This window comes from Mesorhizobium sp. P2_A8, from assembly GCF_056404935.1.
The window spans coordinates 853,135-872,544 of record NZ_JBFUDB010000001.1 but is presented as its reverse complement, the minus strand read 5'-3'; the positions used below and the strand labels follow the sequence as shown (position 1 = coordinate 872,544).

The window sequence follows — 19,410 nt, the reverse complement described above, 5'->3', positions numbered from 1 at the left end:
CCTGTCTCGCCGGCTTGTGCCAGCCCATCGCTGCAATCGCATTCTTACAAAAAGCTTTGCGGGTCGATATCCACCTGCACCCTGACCGAACCGCGCTGTTTCGGCCCATTGGCCAGCATGGCGCGAATGAAGCCTTGCATGTCGGCGCGGCGCTCGCCCTGGATCAGCAGGCGAAACCGGTGGCGGCCGCCGAGCAATGACAGCGGCGCCTCGGCCGGACCCAGCACGAACAGGTCGGTGGCCTCGGGGGCGGCACGGCGCAGGCCGCGCGCATGGCCCTCGGCTTCTGCCCGCGTCACTGCGCTGACGATGACGCCGGCGAGCCGGCCGAAGGGCGGCAGTGCCGCCCGTTCGCGCTCGGCAATCTCGCGCTCGTAAAAAGCCTCGGCATCGCCGGAGACGATCGCCCGCATCACCGGATGGTCGGGCTGGAAGGTCTGCAGCAGGCCGAGGCTCTTCTTGCCGGTGCGACCAGCGCGGCCGGTCACCTGGCTGAGCAGCTGGAAGGTGCGCTCGGCGGCACGCGGATCGCCATTGGCGAGGCCGAGATCGGCGTCGACGACCCCAACCAGCGTCATGTTGGGGAAGTTGTGGCCCTTGGCGACCAGCTGTGTGCCGATGACGATGTCGGCCTCGCCATCGGCGATCGCCTCCAGTTCCAGCCGCAGCCGCCGCACGCCGCCCATCAGGTCGGATGACAAGACGATGGTGCGCGCGTCCGGAAAATGCGCGACGACCTCCTCGGCGATGCGCTCGACGCCCGGCCCGCAAGCAACCAGATGGTCGAGCGTACCGCATTCCGGGCAGGCTTCGGGGCGGCGCTCATTGTGCCCGCAATGATGGCAGACCAGCTGGCCGCGAAAGCGATGCTCGACCAGCCAGGCCGAGCAGACCGGGCAGCCGAAGCGGTGGCCGCAGACGCGGCACAGCGTCAGCGGCGCATAGCCGCGCCGGTTGAGGAACAGCAGCGACTGCTCCTTCCTCTCCAGCGTCTGGCGCATCTGGTCGAGCAGCACCGGCGACAGGAAGCCGCCGCGCGCCGGTGGCGCCCGCCGCATGTCGATCGCCTTGAGATGCGGGAGAGCCGCCTCGGCGAAGCGGGCGGAGAGCACCGCCCTGTTGTAGCGGCCCTGGCTGGCATTGACCCGGCTTTCGACCGACGGCGTCGCCGACGCCAGCATGACCGGAAAGCTGCCGATATGACCGCGAACCACCGCCATGTCGCGCGCATTGTAGAAGACGCGGTCTTCCTGCTTGTAGGCGGGGTCATGCTCCTCGTCGACGACGATCAGGCCAAGCTCCCTGAACGGCAGGAACAGCGCCGAGCGCGCGCCGGCGACGACACGCACGCCGCCTTCCGCCACTTGCCGCCAGACCCTCTCGCGCATCCTCGGCGGCAGGTCCGAATGCCATTCGCCCGGCTTGGCGCCGAAGCGCTGCTGGAAGCGCTCGAGAAAAGCATGCGTCAGCGCGATCTCCGGCAACAGGATCAGCACCTGCTTGCCTTGGTCGAGCGCGGCCGCCACCGCCTCGAAATAGACTTCCGTCTTGCCCGATCCGGTGACTCCGTCGAGCAGCGCGACATTGAACACACCGGCCGCGACATTGGCGCGCAGCATCTGTGCGGCGTCGTTCTGGTCCGGCATCAGTTCCGGTATCGCGTAGCTGGTGTCGGGCGCGGCCACCACCGGGCGCGGCGGGATCATCACCGTCTCGAACACGCCCTGCGCCCTCAGCCCGTCGATCACCGTCGACGACACGCCGGCCGCATGCGCCAGGCCCGACCGCGTCCATGCAAGCCCGCCTTCGGCCGTCTCCAGCACGCGCTCCCTCGCCCCCGTCATCCGGTCGGGCGCGAGAAGCGTGCGCTGCAGCCCCTCGATCCATGGCTCGGGGTCGAAAGCCTCCGGCGCCCTGAGCAGCATGCGCGCCACCATGCCCGGCGGCGACAGCGTATATTGCGCCACCCAGTCGACGAAGCGGCGCATCGCGCGGTCGATCGGCGGGCAGTCGAAGACCTGTTCGATGGGGCGCAGCTTTTTCGCGTCTACCTTCTCGACGGCGCCATCCCAGACGATGCCGGCGACCTGGCGCGGACCGAGCGGCACGCGCACGATCGACCCCGGCACCACGCGCATGCCGGCGGGCACCGCATAGGTGTAGGGACGTTCGGCGGGCATCGGCACCAGCACCGGCGCGGCTGCGACAAAGGGCGAATCTTCGTTCATGAGGCGTGACCTTGCCTCGACTTTGGTCTAGATCAAAGCGCAACGCTGAACGTGCCTTTCCCAGCACGACGAAATCGTCAGGAGACCGCCATGAAATTTTTTGTCGACACCGCCGACGTCAAGGATATCCGTGAGCTCAACGATCTGGGCCTGCTTGACGGCGTCACCACCAACCCGTCGCTGATCCTGAAATCCGGCGGCAAGATCGCCGAGGTCACCAAGCAGATCTGCGACATCGTCAAGGGTCCGGTCTCGGCCGAAGTCACCGCCACCGAATATTCCGAGATGATGCAGCAGGCCAAGGTCCTGGCCAAGATCGCCGACAACGTCTGCATCAAGGTGCCGCTGACACTGGACGGCCTGAAGGCCTGCAAGACGATCCGCACCGAAATGAACCGGCTGGTCAACGTCACGCTCTGCTTCTCGGCCAACCAGGCGTTGCTTGCGGCCAAGGCCGGTGCGTCCTTCATCTCGCCCTTCGTCGGCCGCATCGACGACATCGGCATCGACGGCATGGAGCTGATCCAGGAGATCCGGCAGATCTACGACAATTACGATTTCCAGACCGAGATTCTCGTCGCTTCGGTTCGCACCGTGAACCATGTCAAGCAGGCAGCACTTATCGGCGCCGATGTTGTTACCGCGCCGCCGGCAACGCTGAAGGCACTGGTCAAGCATCCGCTGACCGACAAGGGCCTGGAGCAGTTCCTCGCCGACTGGGCAAAGACCGGCCAGTCTATCGGCTGAGATGGCGATCGGCCGAGGCCAATACCGTTCTCAACAAAAAGGCCGAGCAATCGGCCTTTTTTATTGCGCTTCCGAAGAAGTCGACCCCCCAAGGGCGCCCGCCGATCAATCCGTGCCCTCATCGCCGGGCGCGCTCACCTGCTGGCGCCGGCCCATGATGATCTCGCGTTTACCGACATGGTTGGGTGCACCGACCAACCCTTCCTTTTCCATTCGCTCGACCAGCGATGCGGCGCGGTTGTAGCCGACACCGAGGCGGCGCTGGATGTAAGACGTCGAGCACTTCTTGTCGCGCACCACCACCTTGACCGCCTCGTCATAGATGGTGTCATTGTCTTCGGCTGCAACGGATCCCTTGTCGAAGACCGCGCCCTGATCGCCTTCGGCTTCTTCCTCATCCTCGTCGGCTGTCACGGTCTCCAGATATTCGGGGCGGCCCTGCGCCTTCAGATGCGCCACGACATGCTCGACTTCCGCGTCGGCAACAAACGGGCCATGCACGCGCGAAATGCGCCCCCCGCCCATCATGTGCAGCATGTCGCCCTGGCCGAGCAGCTGTTCGGCGCCCTGTTCGCCCAGGATGGTGCGGCTGTCGATCTTGGATGTCACCTGGAAGGAAATCCGGGTCGGGAAGTTGGCCTTGATCGTGCCGGTGATGACATCGACCGAAGGGCGTTGCGTTGCCATGATCAGGTGGATACCGGCAGCGCGTGCCATCTGTGCCAGGCGCTGGATGGCGCCCTCGATCTCCTTGCCGGCAACCATCATCAGGTCGGCCATCTCGTCGACGATGACGACGATATAGGGCATCGGCGCAAGGTCGATTTCCTGCTGTTCGAAAAGCGGCTCGCCCGTGCCCTTTTCGAAGCCGGCCTGCACGGTCATGACGACCGTCTCGCCCTTGTCGCGGGCGGCAGCCGCGCGCTCATTGTAGCCGTCGATGTTGCGCACACCGAGCCGCGCCATCTTCCGATAGCGATCCTCCATCTCGCGCACCGCCCATTTGAGCGCGGTGACCGCCTTTTTTGGATCCGTGACGACGGGGGTCAAAAGATGCGGGATGCCGTCATAGACGGAGAGCTCCAGCATCTTGGGGTCGACCATGATCAGCCGGCACTCTTCCGGCTTCAGCCGGTAAAGCAACGACAGGATCATGGTGTTGATGGCGACCGACTTGCCGGAGCCGGTGGTGCCGGCCACGAGCAGGTGCGGCATCTTCGCCAACTCGGCGATGACAGGCTCGCCGCCGATCGTCTTGCCGAGACAAAGCGCCAGCTTGCAGCTGGTCCTGCGGAAGCCCTCCGATTCGATCAGCTCCCGGAAATAGACCGTTTCGCGCATCTCGTTCGGAAGCTCGATGCCGATGACGTTGCGGCCCGGCACAACGGCGACGCGCGCCGAGACCGCCGACATGGAGCGGGCGATATCATCGGCGAGCCCGATGACACGAGAGGATTTCACACCTGGCGCCGGCTCGAACTCGTAGAGCGTGACGACCGGGCCAGGCCGAACATGAATGATCTCGCCGCGCACGCCGAAATCTTCGAGCACGCTTTCCAAAAGATCGGCGTTCTGCTCAAGCCGCTCCTGCGACATGTAGAAGCCCTGCCCCTCCGGTGGCCGCTGCAACAGCTCTTCGGAGGGGAGCTGGTAGGAATCGCCCGCCGTTGAAGGCGCGATTTTCCCGGCCAGAGGCAAGCGTGAGGAAGGCTGTGCGGCCGCGACCCGCACCGCGATGTCCCGACTCCGCACGACTGGCACGGCTACGGGATTGCTTGCCGCAGCGGGGAGTGCAGCGACCTCGACCTGCGACGGCGCGTTGCTCGCCGGCATGTCGGGCAGGGCGGCAGCTTCGTTCGAGTTGGATGGCCGGGCATCAGGCAATGGCTTCTTGGGCTGGCCTGGAAGCCATTCGATGACACGAAACAGCGAGGTGGCATCGGCAACCATAGATGGCCTGATGTCGATCCGCGCAGCGGCGACCGGCGCCGGCGTGGCCGGGCTGGCCGGTTGGGCCTGGGGCGAAACGTCGACCAGATAGGGCGCCATGACCTCGAAGAAGGCGTGATCCGAAAGATGAGGCCAGCGCTGCGTCTCGGGGATGGCTGTCCTAATCGCGGCGCTGCCCGCTGGGACGGCAGCCATGCGCGCGGATGCGCGTCCCGTTGCGACCGTCATCGGAGGCACCGACGGAGCACGTCGTGCCTTGTCGCTGGCACGACTCGGCGCAGCAGACGCTGCAGCCAGCGGCGGCGTCCTTTGTGCGGCCGTTTCGCTGCCGCCCTGCAACCGGGCTGTTTCCAAATGGGGATTGCGGCTTTTCACCGACGCCGGCAATGCCAGCAGCGAAGGCGCAAGTGGCGCGTCATCGACGATGGATTGCGTGATTGCCTGCTGCGTTGGGAGCGCGACTGGATCGCCTTGCTGGACGACACGGTCGCTCTCCTGGCGGTGCTTCTTGGTCTCATAGTCCGGCGTGCGGGTAAAACGCACGTTGGGCGCGAGGAAGAAGTATTCCTGCCAGGCAGGACTTTCGATGTCGCCGATTTTCGAGGCCGCATCGCTTGTCCCAAGGCCACCCCTCGGCTCCATATAGGGCCGCCTGTTGCCGCCGAGATCGACAGCCCTTGCGGAATAGCCGGCCTGCTGTGTACCGGACTGCCGTCCGTCCTGTCCCTGGTGAGTCGGGCGATCAAGGCCGCCTGTCCCGGCTGAAGGGGCTCGCTGACTGGCCCTGCCACGCATGCCATCCAGACGCTCCACCCCAGGGTCATCGGGCGAAGTTGCCTTCAATGAGTTGACCCTGGGAAAACGCTTGGATTCCATTCTCAAGACTCGCTCTGAAACGTCTGCCGAGCAATAGGGAGCGAGTGGTTAACAGTTGCTTCCCGGCGGGCTCGATGATCGACGATCTTGGAACAGCAATGTCATCGTGCCGGCCGCAACGAACGAGGCCAGGACCGTTGTCTCGCAGCACTCACGCCGGTGGCGCGCCCTGCCTGCAGGAGCCATAAGGATGTGAGGCAGGCTATCTTCGCGGCACTACCGGACGGGTCCGGCTTCGGGGTGCCTGATCGTGATGTCACCGATATCCAGCATACCCTCGCTTTGACGCGAGGGCGTAAGATACGAATGAACTGGGTGCTAGCCGGCCTTGCCGTGCCTGACCAGGTCCTGGGCGATGGACAGCTGCAGGGCTTCGGCCAGCTCGCGCGCGGCACGGTTCTCGGCGTCGATCTGCGCCCGGTATGCGGCGAACTCCTGACGCGGCCTGTCGAAGGACGAGGTGATCGAGCGAACCCCGGACGCGATCTTTGCACCGGTCTTGGCATCGCTCAACTGATAGTTGGCGGTCAGCGTCACGGAACCGGCGGTCGGCTCGTCTTCGTCGGTTCCGACCTGAACGAGTGCCGAGGATTCCACGGATTCGCCCACGCCGAGATAGAGCGAATAGACGGGCGAGGCCGGCTCGCCGGCGCCTCGTCCAAACCCGAAGATCAAATTGTTGCGCACCTGCTGCCCGAAACGCGTGTTGACCGGCTTGATGCCGATCGATGCCAGTTCGGCATTGGCGCTTACGGTCGAGCCGGTCGACAACGGCGCGTTCGAATAGAGCGGTCGCACCGTGCAGGCCGAGACCAGCGCAAGCGAGCCGAGCAAGCCGGCAAGCGCGATACGGCGCAGCAAAGGGCTCAGCTCTGTCTTTTCCCGATCAGGCAACGACATTGACGATCCTCTGCGGCACGATGATCACCTTGCGCGGAGCCTTACCTTCGAGCGCTTTCTGCACGAAGTCGAGAGCCAATACCGCTTTTTCGACCGCACCTTGGTCCGCGTCGCGGGCAATTGTCAAATCCCCCCGCTTCTTGCCGTTGACCTGCACCGGATAGGTGACTTCGTTGTCGACGACCAGCGCCGGATCGAAGACCGGCCACGGCCGTTGGGCGACCAGATCAGTCCCGCCGAGCGTTTCCCAGCACTCCTCGGCCAGGTGCGGCATGACCGGCGCGATCAGATGCACGAGTATCTCCACAGCCTGCCGGCAGGCGCCTTTCAACGCCGTATCGGCCTTGCCCTCCGCCACTTCGTTAAGCGGCGTGGTCAGCGCGTTGGCCAGTTCGTAGATGCGGGCGATGGCGCGGTTGAACGCGAGTTTCTCGATATCCTCGCCGACCGCCTTCAGGATCTTGTGCGCAGCCTTGGAGACGGCTCCGGCGTCGCCGGCATTGGTCGCCACGGGCTCGACGCCCACCAGCGTTTCGGCCGCCGTCGACACCAGGCGCCAGATGCGCTGCATGAAGCGATGCGCGCCGGCCGCGCCGTCGTCTGTCCATTCGACATCGCGCTCGGGCGGCGAGTCCGACAGCATGAACCAGCGCGCCGTGTCGGCGCCGTAGCCGTCGGTGATGTCTTCCGGGCTCACCGTGTTCTTCTTCGACTTCGACATCTTTTCGAGCGGGCCGATCGTCACCGCCTCGCCGGTGGCGATGTCAATGGCGCGGCGCTTGCCGTCGACATCCTCCAGCTTGACCTCGGTCGGCGCCAGCCAGCGGCCATTCGATGCCGAACCGACGCGATAGGTTTCGTGCACCACCATGCCTTGCGTGAACAGGCCCTTGAACGGCTCGGCCAGATCGACATGGCCTGTCTCGCGCATGGCGCGGGTGAAGAAGCGCGAATAGAGCAGATGCAGGATCGCGTGCTCGATGCCGCCAATATACTGATCGACCGGCAGCCATTCGTTCGCCGCCATGGGATCGGTCGGCTCATGCGCCCAGGGTGCCGTGAAGCGGGCGAAATACCACGACGAATCGACGAACGTGTCCATCGTGTCGGTTTCGCGCCGCGCATCCTTGCCGCATTGCGGGCATTTGACGTGCCGCCAGGTCGGATGGCGGTCAAGCGGATTGCCCGGCCGGTCGAAATCGACATCGTCGGGCAGCTTGACCGGCAGGTCAGCCTTCGGCACCGGCACGACGCCGCAATCCTCGCAATGGATCATCGGAATCGGGCAGCCCCAGTAGCGCTGCCGCGAAATGCCCCAGTCACGCAGGCGGAAATTCACCTTGCGCTCGGCCATCGGCCGGTTACCGATGGTCTTCTCTTCCAGCCGTTTCGCGACCTCGTCGAAAGCCTGATCCGGCTTCATGCCGTTGAGGAGGCGCGAATTGATCATCACGCCGTCGCCGTCATAGGCTTCATCGATGATCTGGAAGCTTGCCGGGTTCTCGCCTTCCGGCATCACCACCGGTACCACAGGCAGGCCGTATTTGTTGGCGAAGTCGAGGTCGCGCTGGTCGCCCGACGGACAGCCGAAGATGGCGCCGGTGCCGTACTCCATCAGCACGAAATTGGCGACGTAGACCGGCAGCGTCCAGCTGTCATCAAACGGATGAACAACGCGGATGCCGGTGTCGAAACCCTTCTTCTCGGCCGTCTCCAGCGCCGCCACCGAAGTGCCCATATGGCGGATCTCGTCGATGAACTTGGCCAGCGCCGGATTGGTCTCGGCAGCTTTTTTTGCCAGCGGGTGATCGGCGGCGACAGCCATGAAGGAGGCGCCGAAAATGGTGTCGGGCCGCGTCGTGTAGACTTCCAGCTCATGCTCGCCGCCAGAGGCGGTGGCCAGCGGCCAGCGGATCAGCAGGCCTTCGGAACGGCCGATCCAGTTCTGCTGCATCAGCTTCACTTTTTCCGGCCATTCGTCGAGGCCGTCGAGCGAATCAAGCAGGTCCTGTGCGAAGTCGGTGATCTTGAAGAACCACTGAGTCAGCTCGCGCTGTTCGACCAGCGCGCCCGAGCGCCAGCCGCGCCCGTCGATGACCTGCTCGTTGGCAAGCACCGTCATGTCCTCCGGATCCCAATTGACCTTGGAGGATTTGCGCGTCACCAGCCCCTTCTCGACAAAGTCGAGGAACAGCATCTGCTGGCGGTGGTAATAGTCGACGTCGCAGGTGGCGAATTCGCGCGCCCAGTCCAGCGACAGGCCCATGACCTTGAGCTGCTCGCGCATGGTGGCGATGTTCTGGTAGGTCCATTCCTTGGGATGGACCTTGTTCTGCATCGCCGCGTTCTCGGCCGGCATGCCGAAGGCGTCCCAGCCCATTGGGTGCAGCACGTTGAAGCCCTTGGCCCGCTTGTAGCGCGCCACCACGTCGCCCATCGTATAGTTGCGGGTGTGGCCGATATGGATGCGCCCCGACGGATAGGGGAACATCTCCAGCACGTAGTATTTCGGGCGCGGATCGTCATTGTGCGCTTCGAACAGCTTCTTGACGTCCCAGGCCTTCTGCCATTTGGGCTCTGACGCGCGCGGATTGTATCGTTCGGTTGCCATGGGACGTTTTTCACTTAAAAGCATGCGGACTGCGGGCGACAGCTCGGCAGTTCATTGGATATGGTCCGGGTGTTCACCATGGTTTGGCAAACCCGTCAACCATATGGGTCCCGCGTCGGTCAAAAACGCGGATCAAAACAGCGGGATTTGCATATGGGCGACGCCGTTCAGCAGTTTTTCGCGGTCAAGGCCAAGATCGCCGCCGCCGAGCGCGAGGCCGGTCGCCAAGCTGGCGCGGTGACGCTGGTCGCGGTTTCCAAGACCTTTGACGCCGCCGACATAAGCCCGGTCATCGAGGCCGGACAGCGCGTTTTCGGCGAAAACCGCGTCCAGGAAGCGCAAGGAAAATGGCCGGTGTTGAGGGAGGCTTTTCTCGACATCGAACTGCATCTGATCGGTCCGCTGCAGTCGAACAAGGCGAAGGAGGCGGTGGCGCTGTTCGACGTCATCGAGACGATCGATCGCGACAAGATCGCCGCTGAACTCGCCAAGGAAATCGCCAGGCAGGGCCGTGCGCCGAAGCTCTATGTCCAAGTCAACACCGGCTCCGAGCCGCAAAAGGCCGGCATCGAACCCCGCGACGCGCTCGCCTTCGTCGCCCGTTGCCGCGATGTCCATGGCCTCGGCATCGAAGGCCTGATGTGCATCCCGCCGGCGGACGAAAACCCCGGTCCCCACTTCGCCTTGCTGGAGAAGCTCGGCAAGGAAGCCGGCGTCGCCAGACTGTCGATGGGCATGTCCGGCGACTATGAGACGGCGGTCGCCTTTGGCGCCACCAGCGTGAGGGTCGGTTCGGCGATCTTCGGCAGCCGCTGACACGCCGCGGCCCTTGGACCAGTTTGGCGAGTTCGCTGTGCCAGCATTGGAAACGAAACGTACCGTTCCTATTTGCTGGATGTCATCACGATTCTCCTGGAGCCACCATGCGTTACAACCAGCTTGGAAATACGGGGATGTTCGTCTCTGAACTTTGCCTCGGCACCATGACCTTCGGCGCCGCCGGCGAAAACGCCCAATGGGGCCTGATTGCCAGCCTCGACCAGAAGGGCGTCAACGAGACCGTCGCCCGCTCGCTCGCCGCTGGCGTCAATTTCTTCGATACGGCCGACGTCTATTCCTTTGGCCAGTCAGAGAGACTGCTCGGCCAGTCGCTGAGGGACCTCGGCGTCAACCGGCAGAACGTCGTCATCGCCACCAAGGTGCACGGCGCCATGGGCGAAGGCCCGAACCAGCGGGGCTCGTCACGCGGCCACATCATGGATTCGGTCGATGCCAGCCTCGAGCGGCTGCAACTCGATCATATCGATCTCTATCAGTTGCACGGCACCGACACGGTGACGCCGATCGACGAGACGCTGCGGGCGCTGGATGACCTGGTTGCCAGCGGCAAGGTCCGCTATGTCGGCGTTTCCAACTGGCAGGCCTGGCGCATCGCCAAGGCGCTCGGCATCGCCGACCGCAAGGGCTTCGCCCGCTTCGAGACCATCCAGTCCTATTATTCGATCGCCGGCCGCGATCTCGAGCGCGAAATCGTGCCGCTCATCAACGAAGAGAAACTCGGCCTGATGGTGTGGTCCCCGATGGCCGGCGGTCTGCTGTCCGGCAAATACGGTCCCGGCGCGCCCGGCAATGGCGAGGGCCGCCGTGCCTCCTTCAATTTCCCGCCGGTCAACGAGGATCGTGCCTGGGCGGCTGTCGCCGTCATGCGCGAGATCGCCAGGAAGCACGACGTGAGCGTTGCCACGGTGGCGCTCGGCTATGTCCTGGCCAAGCCGTTCGTGATGAGCGTCATCATCGGCGCCAGCCGCATGGAGCAGCTGGAGCAGAACCTCGCCGCCACTGAACTGAAGCTCGACACCGACGATCTCGTCCGCCTCGACGAGATCAGCGCCTTGCCGGCCGAATATCCCGGCTGGATGGTGGAGCGTCAGGCAGCCGGCCGCCGTCCGGCGCCGTTCACTCCGAAAGCATAGAAGCTGCAGCGAAGACATCTCGGGAGCCTCGCCGGTTCCCGAGAGCCCTGTCAGGTCAGCCGCACGCTCTCCCCCAGAAAATCCAGAAAGGCCCGCACCCGCGCCGGCAAATGCCGGCCCTGGCCGACATAGACGGCGTGGGTGGGTTCCTCGTCACCAGGATTGAAATCCTCAAGCAGCGACACCAGCCTGCCCGCAGCGATATCGGCTGCCACGTGCCAGCGCGCCAGCCGAGCGATGCCGGCACCCGCCAGCGCCATCAGCCGCATCGCCTCGCCATCGCTGACCAGCGTGTTGCCGGCGATCGGAACCATGATGGGGTTGCCGGCCGCATCGAGGAACGGCCAGCCGTCGAGATGCCTGACGAAACCGAAGCCCATGCGGTTGTGCTGGTCGAGATCGGCGGGTGTCAGCGGCCTGCCATGTGTGCCGAGGTATGAGGGTGCGGCAACGACAACCACCGGGCTTTGCCCGAGCTTGCGCGCCACCAGCCGTGATTCGCCGAGCGGGCCGGCACGGATGGCGACGTCGGCGCGTTCCGCCATCAGGTCGATGACGCTGTCGGTCAGCACCAGATCGACCGAAATCTCTGGGTAGCGTCCGAGGAAGCGCGGCAAAAGCGGGATCAGCCGGTGCACCCCGAAGGGGACGTAGGTGTTGACGCGCAGCCGTCCGCGCGGCGCCGCACCCGCCGCTGCCTCCTGTTCGGCTGCTGCCATGTCAGCCAGGATGCGCAGGCCGCTATCGTAGAACGCGGTGCCTTCCGGCGTCAGTTGCAGCTTGCGCGTCGAACGGCTGACCAGGCGTGCGCCGAGCCGGGCCTCCAGCCGCGCGATCAGCTTGCTCACCGCCGACGGCGTCATGCGCAACGCGCGTGCCGCAGAAGAGAAACTACCTTCCTCGACAACGCGCACGAACACTTCGATCTCGCCGGAGCGATTGATGTCGGGCCTGGCCATTTGTGAATCTATTTCACAGAAAATGTGCCTAAGGCAAGTCTGGTTCACAATGCATTGCGACACGATCTTTCGGGTCGGGGCGCGGGACGACGCTCTTCGTCATCGAAGTGGAAATCGCCATGCCTCTTGCTCTTTACGCGCTCGCCGCCGGTGCCTTCGGCATTGGCGTCACCGAATTCGTCATCATGGGTCTGCTGCTCGATGTCAGCAAGGATCTCGGCGTTTCGATCTCGGCCGCCGGCCAGCTCATTTCGGGCTATGCGCTCGGCGTCGTCATCGGCGCGCCCCTGCTGACCATCGCCACCGGCAACTGGCCGCGCAAGACCGTGCTTCTGGCACTGATGTCGATCTTCACGCTGGGCAATCTCGCCTGTGCGCTGGCGCCCGACTATTGGACGCTGATGGGCGCCCGCATCATCACCGCCTTTGCCCATGGCACCTTCTTCGGCGTCGGCTCGGTGGTTGCCACCGGCCTGGTCGCGCCCAACAGGAAGGCTTCGGCGATTGCGCTGATGTTCACCGGCCTGACCATCGCCAACATCCTCGGCGTGCCCTTCGGCACCTGGCTCGGCCAGGCCTTTGGCTGGCGGGCGACCTTCTGGGCGGTAACCGTGGTTGGCCTGGCGGCCTTCGCCATCATCTTGGCTCTGGTGCCAAGCAGCCAGACAGCGCCTGAGAAAAGCGACCTGCGCGCCGATCTCGCCGTACTGCGCCGCACGCCCGTCCTGCTCGGCCTCGCCACTACCGTGCTCGGCTATGCCGGCGTCTTCGCCGTCTTCACCTACATCGCCCCGTTGCTGACCGAGATCAGCGGCTTCAAGGAGGCGGCAGTATCGCCGATCCTGCTCGTCTTCGGCGGCGGTCTCATCGCCGGCAACCTTGCCGGCGGCAAGGTCGCCGATCGCTGGCTGGTGCCGGCCGTTCTGGGCAGCCTCGTGGTGCTGGCCCTGGTGCTCGCCACCATGACCTTTGCCATCCACAGCCAGGTGATGGCCGTCATCTATGTCGGCCTGCTCGGTGCCGCCGCCTTCGCCACAGTGGCGCCGCTGCAGATGTGGGTGCTGGAAAAGGCGCAAGGTGCGGGCCAGAGCCTCGCCTCGTCCTTCAACATCGCCGCCTTCAACCTCGGTAATGCGGCAGGTGCCTGGCTTGGCGGCGCGGTGATTGCCCATGGCCTTGGCCTCGGCGCGCTCACCTGGGTCGCCGCCCTGCTGCCGCTTGCCGCACTCGCCGTGGCGGGACTGGCACTGCGTCTCGATCGCACCCCTGCGCTCGGCGCGCCTGCCTCCGTACGGCTGTGACATCAGCCGGCAAAACCGGATCGCTCTTCGACATCCCTCTTTCCACATCATCAGGAGCCAAGAAAATGGACTATCGACATCTCGGCGCATCGGGCCTGAAAGTGCCCGCACTCTCATTTGGCGCGGGAACCTTTGGTGGCTCCGGCCCGCTGTTCGGCGCCTGGGGCAACAGCGACGCCAGGGAAGCACGGCGGCTGATCGACATTTGCCTTGAGGCCGGCGTCAACCTTTTCGACACCGCCGACGTCTATTCGAACGGCGCGTCGGAAGAAGTGCTTGGCGAAGCGATAAAAGGCCGCCGCGATGCCGTGCTGATCTCGACCAAGACCTCGCTGCCGATGGGCGACGGCCCGGCCGACTACGGCTCGTCGCGTTCGCGGCTGATCAAATCGGTGGACGATGCGTTGAGGCGGCTCGGCACCGATTACATCGACCTGCTGCAGCTGCATGCCTTCGATGCCGGCACGCCGATCGGGGAGGTTCTGTCGACGTTGGACGGGCTCATGCGCGCCGGCAAGCTGCGTTATGTCGGCGTCTCCAACTTTTCCGGCTGGCAAGTGATGAAGTCGCTGGCGGAGGCCGACAAGCACGGTTATCCGCGCTATGTCGCGCATCAGGTTTACTATTCACTGGTCGGCCGCGATTATGAGTGGGAGCTGATGCCGCTCGGCCTCGACCAGGGCGTCGGCGCGCTGGTGTGGAGCCCACTCGGCTGGGGCCGCCTGACAGGCAAGATCCGCCGTGGAGCAAAGCTGCCGGAAAAGAGCCGGCTGCACGACACCGCCAGCTTCGGCCCGCCAGTCGAGGACGAGCATCTCTACCGGGTCATGGATGCCCTTGACGCGGTGGCCGAAGAAACCGGCAAGACGGTGCCACAGATCGCCATCAACTGGCTGCTGCAGCGCCCGACTGTGTCGTCGGTCATCATCGGCGCGCGCAACGAGGAGCAGCTGCGCCAGAATCTCGGCGCCATCGGCTGGACCTTGACGCCGGAGCAGATCAGCAAACTCGACGCGGCAAGCGAAGTCACCGCGCCCTACCCATATTTCCCTTATCGCCGCCAGGAAGGTTTCGCCCGGCTGAACCCGCCGGCTGTCTAAGCGTCGCGACACATCAACCGTTCGGAATCAGGGTGTGCGGAGATTCAGGTCAGGCCGCCCTGACCTGAAGATCGGCACGCCCTAGTGAAGCACGAACTCGCCATCGACCTTGCGCCATTCGTTCGGCGCGATCAGCTTCTGGTGCGTGTAAACAACCGAATGCAGCGGCCCGTCGAGCCTGGTCTTCCAGAATTCGATGAAACGGATCAGCACCGGAAATTCCGGAGCCAGGTCATAATCCTGCCAGATGTAGCTCTGCAGCAGATGCGGATGGTCGGGAAAATGATAGAGAATCTTGGCCGTGGTCAGGCCGTAGCCCTTGAGCATCAGGTCCATTTCGGAATGGTCACGCATCGCGGTCCCCAGGTTGAGTCTCCTTGCCTCCCAACGTCAGAGTGTGCGCGCCGTTGCTTAACTGTCTATTGATTTTTTCTTATCGCAAACGAGTTTTCCGCGCGAAAACATGCGGTTAGCAGCGACCTTGGCCGAGTGCTGACAGCTCCGTGCTGGCCCCCTGCGGCATCCCGCCACGCAAACCCAACGTCTAATATTGCCGTCACGACGGAACTGGTAATAATGCCGCCGAATTCGCGGCCGCTTCGCCGCGATCCCGCCGGCGTTTCAAGCCGGCGGATTGGTTCGGGAGGAAAGTGAAGAAATGTCAGAGGTTCATGTCCATCGCGTCCAGCCGGCGTGGAAGAAAAACGCGCTGATCGACAATGACACCTACCTGAAATGGTATGCCGACAGCGTCAAGAATCCGGACAAGTTCTGGGGCAAGCACGGCAAGCGCATCGACTGGTTCAAACCCTTCAGCAAGGTCAAGAACACCTCCTTTGACGGCAAGGTCTCGATCAAGTGGTTCGAGGACGGGCTGACCAACGTTTCCTACAACTGCATCGACCGGCACCTGAAGAAGCGAGGTGACCAGACCGCCATCATCTGGGAAGGCGACAATCCCTACGACGACAAGAAGATCACCTACAACGAGCTTTACGAGCATGTCTGCCGGCTCGCCAATGTGATGAAGAAGCACGGCGTCAAGAAGGGCGACCGCGTCACCATCTACATGCCGATGATCCCCGAAGCCGCCTACGCGATGCTCGCCTGTACGCGCATCGGCGCCATCCACTCGATCGTCTTCGGCGGCTTCTCGCCGGACGCGCTGGCCGGCCGCATCGACGACTGCAAGTCGACCTTCGTCATCACCGCCGACGAGGGCCTACGTGGCGGCAAGCCGATCCCGTTGAAGGACAACACCGACAAGGCGATCGAGATCGCCGCCAAGGCCGGAACGAAAGTCGAAAAGGTGGTGGTCGTGCGCCGCACCGGCGGCAAGACCGGCTGGGTGGCAGGCCGCGACGTCTGGTATCACGACGAAGTCGCGACGGTGAAGGCCGAATGCAAGCCGGAGAAGATGAAGGCGGAGGATCCGCTGTTCATCCTCTACACCTCGGGCTCGACCGGCAAGCCGAAGGGCGTCCTCCACACCACCGCCGGCTATCTCGTCTATGCCTCGATGACGCACCAATATGTCTTCGATTACCATGATGGCGACATTTACTGGTGCACCGCCGATGTCGGTTGGGTCACTGGCCACAGCTACATCGTCTACGGGCCGCTCGCCAACGGCGCCACCACTCTGATGTTCGAAGGCGTGCCGAACTATCCGTCGCAGTCGCGCTTCTGGGAAGTCATCGACAAGCACAAGGTCAACATCTTCTACACCGCGCCGACGGCTTTGCGCGCGCTGATGGGCGCCGGCGATGCGCATGTCACCAAAACATCGCGCAAGTCGCTGCGCGTGCTGGGCTCGGTCGGCGAGCCGATCAACCCGGAAGCGTGGGAGTGGTACTTCAACGTCGTCGGCAACGGCAAGGTTCCGATCGTCGACACCTGGTGGCAGACCGAGACCGGTGGCATCCTGATCACGCCGTTGCCCGGCGCCACCGACCTCAAGGCGGGTTCTGCGACGCGGCCCTTCTTCGGCATCAAGCCGCAACTGGTCGACGGCGAAGGCAAGGTGGTGGAGGGTGCGGCCGACGGCAACCTCTGCATCACCGATTCCTGGCCGGGCCAGATGCGCACCGTCTATGGCGACCATGACCGTTTCATCCAGACCTATTTCTCGACCTACAAGGGCAAGTACTTCACCGGCGACGGCTGCCGCCGCGACGCCGACGGCTACTACTGGATCACCGGCCGCGTCGACGACGTCATCAACGTCTCCGGCCATCGCATGGGCACGGCCGAAGTCGAATCCGCGCTGGTCAGCCACGACAAGGTTTCGGAGGCCGCCGTCGTCGGCTACCCTCATGACATCAAGGGCCAGGGCATCTACTGCTATGTCACGCTGATGGCCGGCGAACAGGCGAGCGAGGAGTTGCGCAAGGAACTCGTCGCCCATGTCCGCAAGGAGATCGGCGCCATCGCTTCGCCCGACAAGCTCCAGTTCGCGCCCGGCCTGCCGAAGACACGCTCGGGCAAGATCATGCGCCGCATCCTGCGCAAGATCGCCGAGGACGATTTTTCGGCCCTCGGCGACACCTCGACGCTGGCCGATCCGGCCGTCGTCGAAGACCTGATCGCCAACCGGCAGAACAAGAAAAGCTGATGCAATCAACTGTCGCGGTCGGTTCGGTCACCGAGCTTTGGCGCTATCCGGCGAGTTCGCTCGCCGGAGAACGCCTCGACGCGATTTCGGTGGATCAGCAAAGCATCGACGGCGACCGCATGTTCGGTCTCGTTGATGTCTCCGACAACGAAATAGCGCGGCCGGACCGCGACGTGAAATGGCACAAGGTGCCGCACATCAAGACCCGGTTGTCGCCAACCCGCGAACTGGAGGTTGCCATCCCGGATGGCGACTGGCTGCCGGCACCCGGCGCCGAAAGCGATCGCGCCGTGTCCGCCTATCTCGGCTTCGCGGCCTCGATCCGGCCGTTTCGGAGGGAAAACGCGGCGCCCGGCTATTCTGGGCCGTTGACCGCCGAGCGTTACCGCAAGGCCCCGATCCACCTGCTGACAACGGCTTCGCTGGCACGGTTGAAGGCATTGCACCCAGATGGTATCGCCGACCCGCGCCGCTTCCGCCCCAACATCGTCGTCGACATGGCAGCGATCGAAGGCTCGTTTCCTGAAACGGAATGGATCGGCCGCAAGCTGGCGATCGGCGACCTGCTCCTGACCATCTCCGAGCCATGCCGCCGCTGCGGCTTCACCATCATCGCCCAGGATGGTTTCGACCACGACCCCGCCATCCTGCGCAATCTGGTCCGCCACAACGCGCACAATCTCGGCGTCTACTGCACGGTCGACCAGCCCGCCCGCGTCGAAATCGGCGCAGCGATGCGATTCGTCTGATCACCCGTACAGATCCGCCCGCGTCGGCGGCAGGCCGCTCGGTCCGCGCGCCCGTCTGGTGACGACAGTCTGGAAAATCTGCGCCGAGGCGCGTTCGAAGGTGATCGAACAGCCTGTCAGGTAAAGCAGCCACAACCGCGCCTTGGCTTCGCCGACCTCGGCAATCGCCTCGTCGAAGCGGGCATGCAGGCGTTCCGCCCACAGCCTGCAGGTACGGGCATAGTGCTCGCGCAGGTTTTCGACATCATAGACGAGGAAGCCATGCGCTTCGAAATTGCCGAGCGTCATGCCGATCGTGTCGAGTTCCCCGCCGGGGAAGATGTATTTGATCAGCGCCTTGTATTCCGGTCCCTTGCGCAGGGTTTTCTTGATGTCGCCCTTGCTGCGCCTGGTGATGGCGTGGTGCAGATAGATGCCGCCCGGTTTCAGCAACCGGTGGATGGTGGAGAAGTAGGCGGCATGGTTGGCGAGCCCCAGATGCTCGAACATGCCGATCGACGATATCTTGTCGAAGCTACCGGTAAGCTCGGCGTAGGATTTTATCTCGATGGTGATCCTGTCCTCCAGCCCCTCGGCGCGAATGCGCTCCCGGGCGAGTTTCGTCTGGGCTTCCGACAGCGAGACACCGTGGCCGACGACGCCATAGTTCTTCACGGCATGGATCAGCATCGCTCCCCAGCCGCAGCCGATGTCGAGCAGTCTTTCGCCGGACTTCAGCCGCAGCTTGCGGCAGATATGGTCGAGCTTGTCGATTTGCGCCTGATCAATGCCGTTGGCGAAATCCTTGAAGTAGCCGCAGCTGTAGACCATGCGCTCGTCAAGGAAGAGCCTATAGAAGGCGTTCGAGATGTCATAGTGATGCTGGATCGCTTCCTGGCTCGAACCGCTGACGAAGGGATTGCGCCCTGAAAGGTCGGTCCGCGCCGTCATCTGCTTCCTTGAAAACAGCACGGCAGGCAGGTCACGCAGGATCGCCAGCTTGGGCAATGCCTTGAGTTTCGACCTGAGCTTGCCTTGCGAAGGCAGGGCGTAGAAATCAAACAGCGATCCGTCTTCGACATCGACCGCCTTGGAAATCCACATCTCGATCAGCGTCGAGAATGAAGGGCGGCGAACGATCTGCCAGACAATGTCCGCGTCGTTGACGGTAAGCACAGGGCCGGTGGCCGGGCCAATCCGCTCGCCGGTCCAGAGCTTGACGGCAAAGCCCGGCTTCAGTGTCTCAACTACCGTCCGAACGATCCGCGCGGCCTTGTCGGTGGCGTCCATGCTCCCTCCCGAAGCCAGGGCAACAATGTTGTCCGTTTGCCCCTGGACTGCAAGCCGCCCGTCTGGCTGGCCTGTCTGAAAAGACACACCGCCGGCTTTTTGGGAGTGATGCCTTGCCATTTGCCAAATCAGA

General features: G+C 63.8%; 14 protein-coding genes. 7 read left to right on the top strand and 7 right to left on the bottom strand.

Annotated features, from left to right (window positions below; genetic code table 11):
• Window positions 1-44 precede the first annotated feature (44 nt).
• Window positions 45-2,228: a primosomal protein N' gene (locus AC1D10_RS04245; RefSeq protein WP_477269047.1), complete on the bottom strand. Its 2,184-nt coding sequence runs from the start codon at window positions 2,226-2,228 to the stop codon at window positions 45-47.
• A 90-nt stretch (window positions 2,229-2,318) separates the two neighbouring features.
• Here AC1D10_RS04245 and fsa point away from each other — a divergent pair, with 90 nt between their 5' ends.
• Window positions 2,319-2,975 carry a fructose-6-phosphate aldolase gene (gene fsa / locus AC1D10_RS04240; RefSeq protein WP_379094931.1) on the top strand — a complete coding sequence of 219 codons (657 nt, stop codon included), beginning with the start codon at window positions 2,319-2,321 and terminating at the stop codon, window positions 2,973-2,975.
• Between the two features lie 105 nt (window positions 2,976-3,080).
• On the opposite strand, the gene AC1D10_RS04235 is transcribed toward fsa, so the two are convergent.
• The 3 genes from AC1D10_RS04235 to leuS all read right to left on the bottom strand — a co-directional run bounded on the left by AC1D10_RS04235 (window position 3,081) and on the right by leuS (window position 9,312).
• A complete protein-coding gene (locus AC1D10_RS04235) occupies window positions 3,081-5,801 on the bottom strand; it encodes a DNA translocase FtsK (RefSeq protein WP_477269046.1) in 2,721 nt (906 codons plus the stop codon).
• A gap of 318 nt (window positions 5,802-6,119) precedes the next feature.
• Window positions 6,120-6,701 (bottom strand): LPS assembly lipoprotein LptE, encoded by a 582-nt coding sequence (gene lptE, locus AC1D10_RS04230; protein ID WP_477269045.1) that lies wholly within the window; start codon window positions 6,699-6,701, stop codon window positions 6,120-6,122.
• A complete protein-coding gene (leuS, locus tag AC1D10_RS04225) occupies window positions 6,688-9,312 on the bottom strand; it encodes a leucine--tRNA ligase (protein WP_477269044.1) in 2,625 nt (874 codons plus the stop codon). Before leuS ends, lptE begins: the two co-directional genes overlap by 14 nt.
• Before the next feature lie 153 nt (window positions 9,313-9,465).
• On the opposite strand from leuS, the gene AC1D10_RS04220 reads away from it, so the two are divergent.
• Window positions 9,466-10,128 (top strand): YggS family pyridoxal phosphate-dependent enzyme, encoded by a 663-nt coding sequence (locus tag AC1D10_RS04220; protein WP_477269043.1) that lies wholly within the window; start codon window positions 9,466-9,468, stop codon window positions 10,126-10,128.
• Between the two features lie 107 nt (window positions 10,129-10,235).
• The gene (locus tag AC1D10_RS04215; RefSeq protein WP_477269042.1) at window positions 10,236-11,285 is read left to right on the top strand and encodes an aldo/keto reductase; all 1,050 of its coding nucleotides are present in this window, start codon (window positions 10,236-10,238) and stop codon (window positions 11,283-11,285) included.
• Between the two features lie 50 nt (window positions 11,286-11,335).
• Here the strand turns inward: AC1D10_RS04215 and AC1D10_RS04210 are convergent, their stop codons facing one another.
• The gene (locus AC1D10_RS04210; RefSeq protein WP_477269041.1) at window positions 11,336-12,244 is read right to left on the bottom strand and encodes a LysR family transcriptional regulator; all 909 of its coding nucleotides are present in this window, start codon (window positions 12,242-12,244) and stop codon (window positions 11,336-11,338) included.
• Between the two features lie 119 nt (window positions 12,245-12,363).
• On the opposite strand from AC1D10_RS04210, the gene AC1D10_RS04205 reads away from it, so the two are divergent.
• Both AC1D10_RS04205 and AC1D10_RS04200 read left to right on the top strand, forming a co-directional pair.
• Complete coding sequence (locus tag AC1D10_RS04205; protein ID WP_477269040.1) at window positions 12,364-13,545, top strand: MFS transporter; 1,182 nt, start codon at window positions 12,364-12,366, stop codon at window positions 13,543-13,545.
• Between the two features lie 65 nt (window positions 13,546-13,610).
• A complete protein-coding gene (locus AC1D10_RS04200) occupies window positions 13,611-14,645 on the top strand; it encodes an aldo/keto reductase (protein ID WP_477269039.1) in 1,035 nt (344 codons plus the stop codon).
• An 81-nt stretch (window positions 14,646-14,726) separates the two neighbouring features.
• On the opposite strand, the gene AC1D10_RS04195 is transcribed toward AC1D10_RS04200, so the two are convergent.
• Window positions 14,727-14,999: an usg protein gene (locus AC1D10_RS04195; RefSeq protein ID WP_111548407.1), complete on the bottom strand. Its 273-nt coding sequence runs from the start codon at window positions 14,997-14,999 to the stop codon at window positions 14,727-14,729.
• Between the two features lie 304 nt (window positions 15,000-15,303).
• Between AC1D10_RS04195 and acs the strand changes: the two genes are divergently transcribed.
• The gene (acs, locus tag AC1D10_RS04190) at window positions 15,304-17,259 is read left to right on the top strand and encodes an acetate--CoA ligase (RefSeq protein WP_477269038.1); all 1,956 of its coding nucleotides are present in this window, start codon (window positions 15,304-15,306) and stop codon (window positions 17,257-17,259) included.
• Entirely contained in the window at window positions 17,259-18,008 is a 750-nt protein-coding gene (locus tag AC1D10_RS04185) for an MOSC domain-containing protein (protein ID WP_477269037.1), read from the top strand. The genes acs and AC1D10_RS04185 overlap by 1 nt, the downstream gene beginning before the upstream one ends.
• On the opposite strand, the gene AC1D10_RS04180 is transcribed toward AC1D10_RS04185, so the two are convergent.
• Window positions 18,009-19,277 carry a class I SAM-dependent methyltransferase gene (locus tag AC1D10_RS04180; protein ID WP_477269036.1) on the bottom strand — a complete coding sequence of 423 codons (1,269 nt, stop codon included), beginning with the start codon at window positions 19,275-19,277 and terminating at the stop codon, window positions 18,009-18,011. It lies immediately after the preceding gene.
• Window positions 19,278-19,410: the final 133 nt, after the last annotated feature.

What these genes read in the sequence shown, in the direction of transcription:
- AC1D10_RS04245 (WP_477269047.1), bottom strand. Translation starts at nt 2,228, where the DNA reads ATGAACGAAGATTCGCCCTTTGTCGCAGCCGCGCCGGTGCTGGTGCCG.
- fsa (WP_379094931.1), top strand. Translation starts at nt 2,319, where the DNA reads ATGAAATTTTTTGTCGACACCGCCGACGTCAAGGATATCCGTGAGCTC.
- AC1D10_RS04235 (WP_477269046.1), bottom strand. Translation starts at nt 5,801, where the DNA reads ATGGAATCCAAGCGTTTTCCCAGGGTCAACTCATTGAAGGCAACTTCG.
- lptE (WP_477269045.1), bottom strand. Translation starts at nt 6,701, where the DNA reads ATGTCGTTGCCTGATCGGGAAAAGACAGAGCTGAGCCCTTTGCTGCGC.
- leuS (WP_477269044.1), bottom strand. Translation starts at nt 9,312, where the DNA reads ATGGCAACCGAACGATACAATCCGCGCGCGTCAGAGCCCAAATGGCAG.
- AC1D10_RS04220 (WP_477269043.1), top strand. Translation starts at nt 9,466, where the DNA reads ATGGGCGACGCCGTTCAGCAGTTTTTCGCGGTCAAGGCCAAGATCGCC.
- AC1D10_RS04215 (WP_477269042.1), top strand. Translation starts at nt 10,236, where the DNA reads ATGCGTTACAACCAGCTTGGAAATACGGGGATGTTCGTCTCTGAACTT.
- AC1D10_RS04210 (WP_477269041.1), bottom strand. Translation starts at nt 12,244, where the DNA reads ATGGCCAGGCCCGACATCAATCGCTCCGGCGAGATCGAAGTGTTCGTG.
- AC1D10_RS04205 (WP_477269040.1), top strand. Translation starts at nt 12,364, where the DNA reads ATGCCTCTTGCTCTTTACGCGCTCGCCGCCGGTGCCTTCGGCATTGGC.
- AC1D10_RS04200 (WP_477269039.1), top strand. Translation starts at nt 13,611, where the DNA reads ATGGACTATCGACATCTCGGCGCATCGGGCCTGAAAGTGCCCGCACTC.
- AC1D10_RS04195 (WP_111548407.1), bottom strand. Translation starts at nt 14,999, where the DNA reads ATGCGTGACCATTCCGAAATGGACCTGATGCTCAAGGGCTACGGCCTG.
- acs (WP_477269038.1), top strand. Translation starts at nt 15,304, where the DNA reads ATGTCAGAGGTTCATGTCCATCGCGTCCAGCCGGCGTGGAAGAAAAAC.
- AC1D10_RS04185 (WP_477269037.1), top strand. Translation starts at nt 17,259, where the DNA reads ATGCAATCAACTGTCGCGGTCGGTTCGGTCACCGAGCTTTGGCGCTAT.
- AC1D10_RS04180 (WP_477269036.1), bottom strand. Translation starts at nt 19,277, where the DNA reads ATGGACGCCACCGACAAGGCCGCGCGGATCGTTCGGACGGTAGTTGAG.